Source organism: Paeniglutamicibacter antarcticus (assembly GCF_039544305.1).
Lineage (GTDB): Bacteria > Actinomycetota > Actinomycetes > Actinomycetales > Micrococcaceae > Paeniglutamicibacter > Paeniglutamicibacter antarcticus_C.
This window is the reverse complement of sequence record NZ_BAABLK010000021.1, coordinates 23,375-31,222: the sequence shown is the minus strand read 5'-3', so window position 1 is coordinate 31,222 and position 7,848 is coordinate 23,375. Positions and strand designations below refer to the sequence as shown.

Sequence of the window (7,848 nt, the reverse complement as noted above, 5' to 3'; positions counted from 1 at the left end):
AGTCGGCGCAGTGGTCGGCTCAGTCGGCGCAGTGGTCGGCTCAGTCGGCGCAGTGGTCGGCTCAGTCGGCGCAGTGGTCGGCTCAGTCGGCGCAGTGGTCGGCTCAGTCGGCGCAGTGGTCGGCTCAACAACTACTACGACCGAACCCTTAGTGATCGAAGACTTGTTGAAGCCGTTGATCGTCTGAAGGGTGAAGTCGTACTTACCTGCTGTGGCGGGTGCCTTGAAGCTGAACTTGTCTGCTTCGACTGCAACGGTCTGAGTCTTTCCGCCTGCAACGACCTTGACCTTCGAACCAGACGGGGCATCAGCTACGGTGCCGGAAATCGTAGCTTCCGCGTCAACCTCAGCACCGTTTGACGGCGAGGTGACAGCCGGAGCGTTCAGGAACAACGCGATGGAGTAACCCTCGGTATGGTCCAGCCCGTCCTCGATGTCGGTGAAGTAAGCGCGGCCACCCTTGGTATCGGAGATTGCGCTGGTAACGCCGACGGCGTTGCCACCGGCAATGGCGGAACCGCCGGAGTCACCCTGGAATGCCTTGGTGTATTCGCCATCCACGATGGGGTTGGCTATACCGAAGCCCCGGACGCCACGAACGTCGTCGGGATCGTTTTCGATGTCTGTTCCGCCAACGATGAAGATACCCACTTCGTCAACGTCGCCGCAGGTCCATCCGGTGGTCCGGCCGGACTTGCAGATGTTGGCGCCGATGACAGCAGGGGCCACACCGGTCACGTTGGTGCCGGATTCACGCTCATCGGCGCCCGTCTTCCACTGGGTCACAAGAGCTTTGAGGTCCAGGTCCTTATTGATGTCATCGACAACGGAAATGTCCGTGCCGACGTTGCCGAGATCATTTACCGTCGGGGCGGTCTTTAGGCCAGTCACGGGCGAGTTGTTCGGGCCTCCGAACTGCGAGAACCCGAAGGTCCCCAAGTCTTCACCGGGACCGACGAAGTCGTTCGGTGCGTCGTGCTCCAAGAGCATGACATCTGTGATGCCGCCGTCCTTGGCACAGTGTCCAGCCGAGATCGCGGCATCGGCGCCACTCTTGTTAAAGCCCGTGAACCCGATCGAGCAAACCGAATAGTTACCGCCGCCGGTCGGAGCTCCGTAGCCCATGCCACCGAGAACATCGTTGGCCGCAGCCGACTTTGCCGGGCCTTCGGCCTTTTCGATGGTGACTGTGGTGAACTGCTCGGCAAATTGCTGGGGAGTCAACTTGTCGCCGGTGCTCGTTGCTGATGCCTTGGCGCCACGGCTTTCAACCTTGGCTGCACCGCCGGTACGAATAACGAACTTGTTACCGGTGGTCTTCATGACGGCCTGTAGCTGTGAGACAGCTTTCGGCTCCACGCTTGCTGCGTAAGCCTTGAGCAGCTCATCAACGTTCTTGGGCTGGGCCTTCTTGCTCACCACGGTCTTTGGCTCAGCCTCAGCCTTGGGCTTGGCTTCGGTCTTGGGGCTCTCGACGACCGAGAGCTTCGACGGAGCTGCGTCCTGGATGTTTTCCTTGGGAGCCTTGGATGCTTCAACCTTCGGCTCTTCAACGATGTTCAACTCAACATCGGTGTCCTTGGTGAGTTCCTCGAGCTTCTCGGTAACAGCTTCAAGGGAAGTGGCTGCAACGGCGACGTTGATCTTGCTGTCAGCAATTTCAAAGTCGGCTTCAAGCTTCGCCTGCTTCAATTCCTTGGTAAGGGTTTCAACAACGGAGCTGAGCTCACCGTTCTTGTAGAACTCCTCGAGAGTGATTCCAAGATCGCGTTCCACGGCCTCCTCGAGACCGCTTGGCAAGGCTGCCTTGCCCGACTCGTCCGACGCTTCCACGGTGGGTGCAGCTGAGCTTTCCGACGGTGCGGGCTCAGGGGTGGCCGTGGCGGTGGCAATTGCCGGTGCAGCCGCGAAGCTGCTTCCGATGACCAGCGCCGTGGTCGCGGCGGCGATGCTGCCCCGCTTTAGTAGAGCACGTGATGAATCGTGCATATAGAGTTCTCCCAGTTCAAGGTGTGGTATCTCGCATTTTCTGCGCCATGCGTGTCGTTGGGGACAACCGATCGGGCATACTGCGAGCAATGAGTGTTACCAAAAAGAAACCCTAACCCGTGTAGATATGCCCAATCAAATGCAGTAGGCGTTAATCTCCACCCAATGCGTATATTGACACATCAAGCACTCCGCTCCTCATCCGCGTGAAGCCGGGGATGCCGTCGGATTGAAACCATCCCTACGGCGCCCGACACGCCCGAGTCGAAATCCTTCATCGGCAGGTGCGTCACTTGGGCGAATTCCGCCCTAACTGCAGCCAGGTCCTCAGGCAGTAACATTCTATGCCGATGCACCGAAACGCTGAGAATCACAGGTAGATACAAATATCAGCTAGAACTATTCTGATCCAGAGCCGAATCGACATGCGGCTGTCTAAGAGTTCACGCTGCTATCCAAGTTTCATTTTTCCGGACGAGTTCCTTTCGCTAACTGGCAAGGTTGAAGGAGCTCCGGCATCCGGCAATGAAGAACGAATTGCATTCTTCAGCGATGACCCTCGTGTCCGCTGCCCTCCATCCGAAAGATTTCGATGTACGACGTCGTCTGCCATGTGCAAAAAAGACTCATTGGGACGATCACCGCTATAGAGTTTCCGCACAAAACGATGCTGCAAAAGGGTCGAACCGTCACCGGGACGTGTGTTTCGTGGGCGCATCGCTATTGCCGGTTCACCATTCAGCGGTGAACGAGTCCTTCCTGGACTCTTTCCGTCCGGAAACTAATTCGTACTTAGTAACCATTTTCACAGCCGCTTCAGGTCTTAGTGGACCCAACACAAACAGGTGGAAAAGACGATTTTCGGAACCGCGTCTGTTCCTTACTGCCTATTAACTAGAGCAACCCCACCATCGGCAAATCAGCGTTGGAAATCCGGCGCCGTGAAATGGTCTTCTAAGCGACTCCTGCAAGCAAGCGCCACACGTGGGTTGGAACAGCAACGCGAAGCCCGCAAGTGGCATTTTGGCTGATCGACACACCGGCCACGCGTTGATGGCCGGCCCTGTCCAACCACCAAACACTTCGGGAGACAGCAAGGGGGAACCAAATCAACCCAACGCCTCGCGGCCGATAGGGCTGCATGGCATTGGGCTCTGGCCGGCGGCCGGCTATTCGATGCCGCGGTTGCTGTCCAGAGGCCAGATCACGTCGGTGACCTTTCCGATGACACGGTCTTTGGCGATCATTCCTCCGCCAGGTGCACCCAGGAGTGCTCTGGAGTCCTCGGAGACCGAACGATGGTCGCCCATCACCCATAGGCGTCCTTCGGGGACCTTCACATGGAATTCCAGGTCGCGGGGCTTGTCCCCGGTGTAGATGTAAGGTTCCTGCAGTTGGACACCGTTGACGCTCAGTCTCCCATCGGGCCCGCAACAGCCTACGGTGTCACCGCCGACCCCGATGACCCTCTTGACGTACACGGAGTCATTGCCGGCCAAACGCAGGGCCCACGCCAAGGAATCCAGCACACCGGGACGTTCGTAAGGCAGGAACGAGCCACGGCCGTCGAAGAGGACGACATCGCCGCGCTTGATCTCGGCATCGGCATAGGCAAGCTTGTTGACCAGCAATCCCTCGCCGGGGTTAAGGGTTGATTCCATCGAGGTGGAACCAATGTAGAAGAAGTCTATGACGGTGGCACGCACGACAAGCGTGATCACCGCCGCAGCGACAATGGCACCAACGACAAAGCGCCAGGCCCGCGAACGGGTCCGGCGCTTCGTCGAAGCGGACAAATCGTCCGATTCAGTAGATCGATCCACGATGGTTCCCCTTCCATTCCGCACCAAAGGCCATGTGGAAGGAGGCTCTCGTTTTTCTTGCTACTTGGCAGTCTTGAAGTCGCGCTTTTCGCGGATCTTCGCGGCCTTGCCGTGGCGATCGCGCATGTAGAACAGCTTCGCACGGCGAACATCACCGCGGGAAACCAATTCGATCTTGTCCAGGATCGGGGAGTGCACCGGGAAGGTACGCTCTACGCCGACACCGAAGGAGACCTTGCGAACGGTGAAGGTTTCGCCCACACCGCGGCCTTGGCGGCCAAGGACGAAGCCCTGGAATACCTGGACACGGGAGTTCTTGCCTTCGATGATGTTGACGTGGACCTTGACGGTATCGCCCGGGCGGAAGTCAGGAACATCGTTGCGCAGCGAGGCTGCATCGACTGAGTCGAGAATATGCATGAATGCATCTCCTAGATAGACGCCGCAGGTCACCTACCTTAGACACGGACCATAATTTTTCCTTGAGGCGCACGAGTGCACCAAAGAAAAGATGTGACGGTCCGAAGCTTGGTACCGTAATCCGTTTGCGGATCGACGGCTGGTCCAACTGTTGACTCGTTCCCCCTGCGGCAGGAGCAGAACCCAGTAGACCCAAGAACCTAGTTTGCCACAAATCGCGGCCAAGTCAGTATTTTAGCCAGTGGCCCTGCTCACGTGGGCCAGGCCTCGGTCCTTCACTTACTCCTGGGGCATCTCGCTCTTGGGAACGATGTGTCCCTCAACGACGGCAAATCCGTTGTGCCAGAGGGTGTCGCGGTCGTGCCGGTTCAGTGTGGCCGGATCCAGCTCCACAATCAGGTCCGGACGGCGGGCAGCGGTACGCTCGAGTTGCTTATTGCGGCGGAAGCGGGCGATCTTGTTATGGTTTCCCGAGAGCAGGACCTCCGGGACTTCGCGGCCTTCCCACGATCCTGGCTTGGTGTACACAGGGTATTCGAGCAGTCCGTCGGAGTGGGATTCCTCAACCAGCGATTCCGGATTGCCGATGACCCCGGGTATCAACCGGCCGATTGCCTCGACCATGGCCAGAACGGCAACTTCTCCCCCGTTGAGCACATAGTCCCCGATGGATACCGGGCGGACATCAAAGTCCTCTTCGGCGTGTTCGAGCACGCGTTCGTCGATTCCCTCGTACCGGCCGCAGGCGAAGACCAGGTGCGGGGCCGTGGCGAGATCGTAGGCCATCTGCTGGTCGAACACCGCGCCGGCCGGCGCGGGAACGATCAGTATGGGTTTGTCCACCATGGCTCCGGTGACCGGGGATTCGGCGGCAATGCGCGAAAGGGCGGAACCCCACGGTCCGGGCTTCATGACCATCCCGGCACCGCCGCCATAAGGGGTGTCGTCAACGGTGCGATGGCGGTCATGGGTGAAGTCGCGCAAGTCATGCACGCTCAAGTCCAGCAGGTTCTCCCGCCGGGCCTTGCCGATCAGCGAAAGGTCAAGGGCCGCCAGGTACTCCGGAAAGATGGAGACGACATCGATGCGCATGGTGCCTAGGCGTCCTTGTCCGCGGCGTCGCTGTCTTCGCGGTTGACGTCGAAGAGCCCCGGTGGCGGGGTAAGGATGATGTAGCCGCCCTCGACATTGACTACAGGGACGATGTCCTCGACGAACGGCACAAAGAACTCTTCACCGTCGGTCGCTTCAACAACCAATAGGTCTTGGGCCGCGTTGGTGCGCAGGGCTCGAACCTTTCCGACGACCTTGTCTTCCACCCGGGCCTCGAGGTCCACGAGTTCGTGCTCGTACCAGCCCTCGCTGTTGTCCTCAACCTCTTCGGTGTCGATGAAGAGCTTGGCACCGCGGATGGTTTCAGCGACATTCCGGTCAAGGAGCTCTTCGAAGGCCAGCAGCAGGATGTCCTTGTTCCAGCGAGCGCCCTCAACGGTAAGGGTAGTGATCGTGGGGTGCTCAACCTCGAACACCGTACCGGGAACAAACCTGTCCTCCGGGGCGTCGGTGAGCACCTGGACCGTCACCTCGCCGCGGATGCCGTGCGGTTTGCCAATGCGGGCGACCTGGAGGCGCATGCGTTTTCTCCTTGATTAAGAATCGGTGGATTGCCGGCATCACCCGACGGGGCGTGCCTCCCGTGGACATGGGTATTCCCCGGAGGCACTTTTCTTGGTTCAAGCTTACGTGCGAGTTGAGCGTTGGCTATTCCGTCCAGCCTTCGGCAGTTTCTGTTTTTAGCCCTTAAGCCACTTTGGTCCCACGATCCGGTATGGATCGTGGGACCAAAGCTACACAAAAAATGTGTGGTGAGGCTGGCTACCGGCGACGGTCCGTGTCGACAACGTCTACACGAATCGGCTCCTCGGCCAGTGCGCCAACCACGGTCCGCAACGCCTTGGCGGTGCGGCCCTGACGGCCAATGACACGTCCGAGATCCTCGGGGTGCACTCGCACCTCAAGGATGTCACCGCGACGGTTGCCCTTCAACGCGACCTGCACGTCCTCGGGGGTGTCTACGATGCCACGTACCAGGTGATCCAGCGCATCAACGAGCACTGGTTACTCAGCCTCGGTTGCTTCTGCCTCAACCTCAGCAGGCTTTTCGGCCTTCTTGGTGATGGCCTCGGGCAGGATGACCGAGCTCTTCTCCGGAACAACGAACTCGGCCTTGGCTTCCTTGGTCCTCAAGGTGCCTTCCTGGCCTTCGATGCCCTTGAACTTCTGCCAGTCACCGGTGATCTTCAAGAGAGCGGCAACCTGCTCGGTCGGCTGTGCGCCAACGGAGAGCCAGTACTGCGCGCGCTCTGATTTGACCTCGATGAACGAAGGCTCTTCGGTCGGGTGGTACTTGCCGATTTCTTCGATGGCACGGCCGTCGCGCTTGGCGCGAGCATCCATGACGACGATGCGGTAGTAAGGGGCGCGAATCTTGCCGAAACGCTTCAGACGAATTTTAACGGCCACGGTAGTGGTCACTCCTGTTTTCTCAACATGTGCGAAGTCCTGTTTCTGCACCCGTGGGGCGGGCCGTACTGCAGGTCTTCAAAAGGACAGGATCCGAGGCGGAGAGAGGGGCCACTTCAAATCGAGTACCTGACCATTATGCCAGAAAGATCCACCGATGCGGACCACTTCCAAAGCATGCACGATTCCGCCCGAGTGACGATGCCTTTCGACGAGGCACTCAGCTGCGCGATGCGGCAGTGTTTCAATCGAACCGTCGTTGTTGCGGGCTTCCTTGGAAGTACAACGGATGGACCTCGATGTCGCCGGATTGCTGAATTTCCTTGCAGTGTCCGCGGGATGTTTCACCTTGGTGGCACCTTTCGGTCTCCGTCTCCTGGCCAGGAGGAAATCGATACTAACGATCGGGAATTTTATCGGGGCAGGCAAGCCATCGACCCAGCGCGCCGTAAACCAACCCTGAGCATGCGCATGAAGTGTTGTCGCCGCTGCTTCGCATGTCGGTCAGCTGCTTCGATCTTGCGCTTTCCCAGGAAGAGACGGGCGATCTGGTCGTTGGTGGCATCTGCGAAAGGAAAACCGAGGGCTCCGAACAATCTTGCTGCCTCCGCAAAAATACGTGATTGGTTCCTGGCGATGACTTCCGCCTATTAGTCATGGCTCACACTGGCCATGGCGCGATGTGCAACTAGCCACGCTCGCGCCCCCGGAACCTGGGCAGACTCCCTCGTCCCACCCCCTGATAGCTGGGCGTGATCCCGCAGGGCCGGAAATATGCACGACGGCCTGCGGTGAAGACCCCCGTTGGCGATCAAGCGGTACCCGGCCGTGGGGAAATCCCGGCCAGAAAATGGGTGCTCGCCGCTACAGGCCGCCTTTGCCGGGGATCGCTCTTCAGTCAAGGTGACCAAATGGCCCGGAACGCATTCACCGGCGCAAGGTTCCACGGTCCCCCGGCAGATGGAATCCCCGGTGTCCGGACATTGCGTGTACTGCCTGCGGGACTCTGTTCGTGATTATGTTCATGGGCCGGGACTTGCGGCCCTTGGTATTTCCCCCTCACGAATCAGGCAGCAGCCAAGTCAGCGACAGT

The 7,848-nt window shown here is 59.1% G+C and carries 7 protein-coding genes; all 7 read right to left on the bottom strand.

Annotation, left to right across the window (positions count from 1 at the left end):
* Positions 1-1,989, bottom strand: a 1,989-nt coding sequence (locus ABEA12_RS04980) for a hypothetical protein (RefSeq protein WP_345466750.1), incomplete at its 3' end; no start/stop codon positions are given.
* Positions 1,990-3,158: 1,169 nt separating this feature from the next.
* A complete protein-coding gene (gene lepB, locus ABEA12_RS04975) occupies positions 3,159-3,812 on the bottom strand; it encodes a signal peptidase I (RefSeq protein ID WP_345466747.1) in 654 nt (217 codons plus the stop codon).
* 60 nt (positions 3,813-3,872) lie between these two features.
* Complete coding sequence (rplS, locus tag ABEA12_RS04970; RefSeq protein WP_210100675.1) at positions 3,873-4,232, bottom strand: 50S ribosomal protein L19; 360 nt, start codon at positions 4,230-4,232, stop codon at positions 3,873-3,875.
* Between the two features lie 279 nt (positions 4,233-4,511).
* The gene (trmD, locus tag ABEA12_RS04965) at positions 4,512-5,324 is read right to left on the bottom strand and encodes a tRNA (guanosine(37)-N1)-methyltransferase TrmD (RefSeq protein ID WP_210100674.1); all 813 of its coding nucleotides are present in this window, start codon (positions 5,322-5,324) and stop codon (positions 4,512-4,514) included.
* A 5-nt stretch (positions 5,325-5,329) separates the two neighbouring features.
* The gene (gene rimM, locus ABEA12_RS04960; protein WP_210100673.1) at positions 5,330-5,866 is read right to left on the bottom strand and encodes a ribosome maturation factor RimM; all 537 of its coding nucleotides are present in this window, start codon (positions 5,864-5,866) and stop codon (positions 5,330-5,332) included.
* Positions 5,867-6,107: 241 nt separating this feature from the next.
* Complete coding sequence (locus tag ABEA12_RS04955; protein ID WP_210100672.1) at positions 6,108-6,347, bottom strand: RNA-binding protein; 240 nt, start codon at positions 6,345-6,347, stop codon at positions 6,108-6,110.
* A gap of 3 nt (positions 6,348-6,350) precedes the next feature.
* Positions 6,351-6,755, bottom strand: coding sequence for a 30S ribosomal protein S16 (rpsP, locus tag ABEA12_RS04950; protein WP_210100671.1), 405 nt, complete (start codon positions 6,753-6,755; stop codon positions 6,351-6,353).
* Positions 6,756-7,848 lie beyond the last annotated feature (1,093 nt).

What these genes read in the sequence shown, in the direction of transcription:
- rplS (WP_210100675.1), bottom strand. Translation starts at nt 4,232, where the DNA reads ATGCATATTCTCGACTCAGTCGATGCAGCCTCGCTGCGCAACGATGTT.
- trmD (WP_210100674.1), bottom strand. Translation starts at nt 5,324, where the DNA reads ATGCGCATCGATGTCGTCTCCATCTTTCCGGAGTACCTGGCGGCCCTT.
- rimM (WP_210100673.1), bottom strand. Translation starts at nt 5,866, where the DNA reads ATGCGCCTCCAGGTCGCCCGCATTGGCAAACCGCACGGCATCCGCGGC.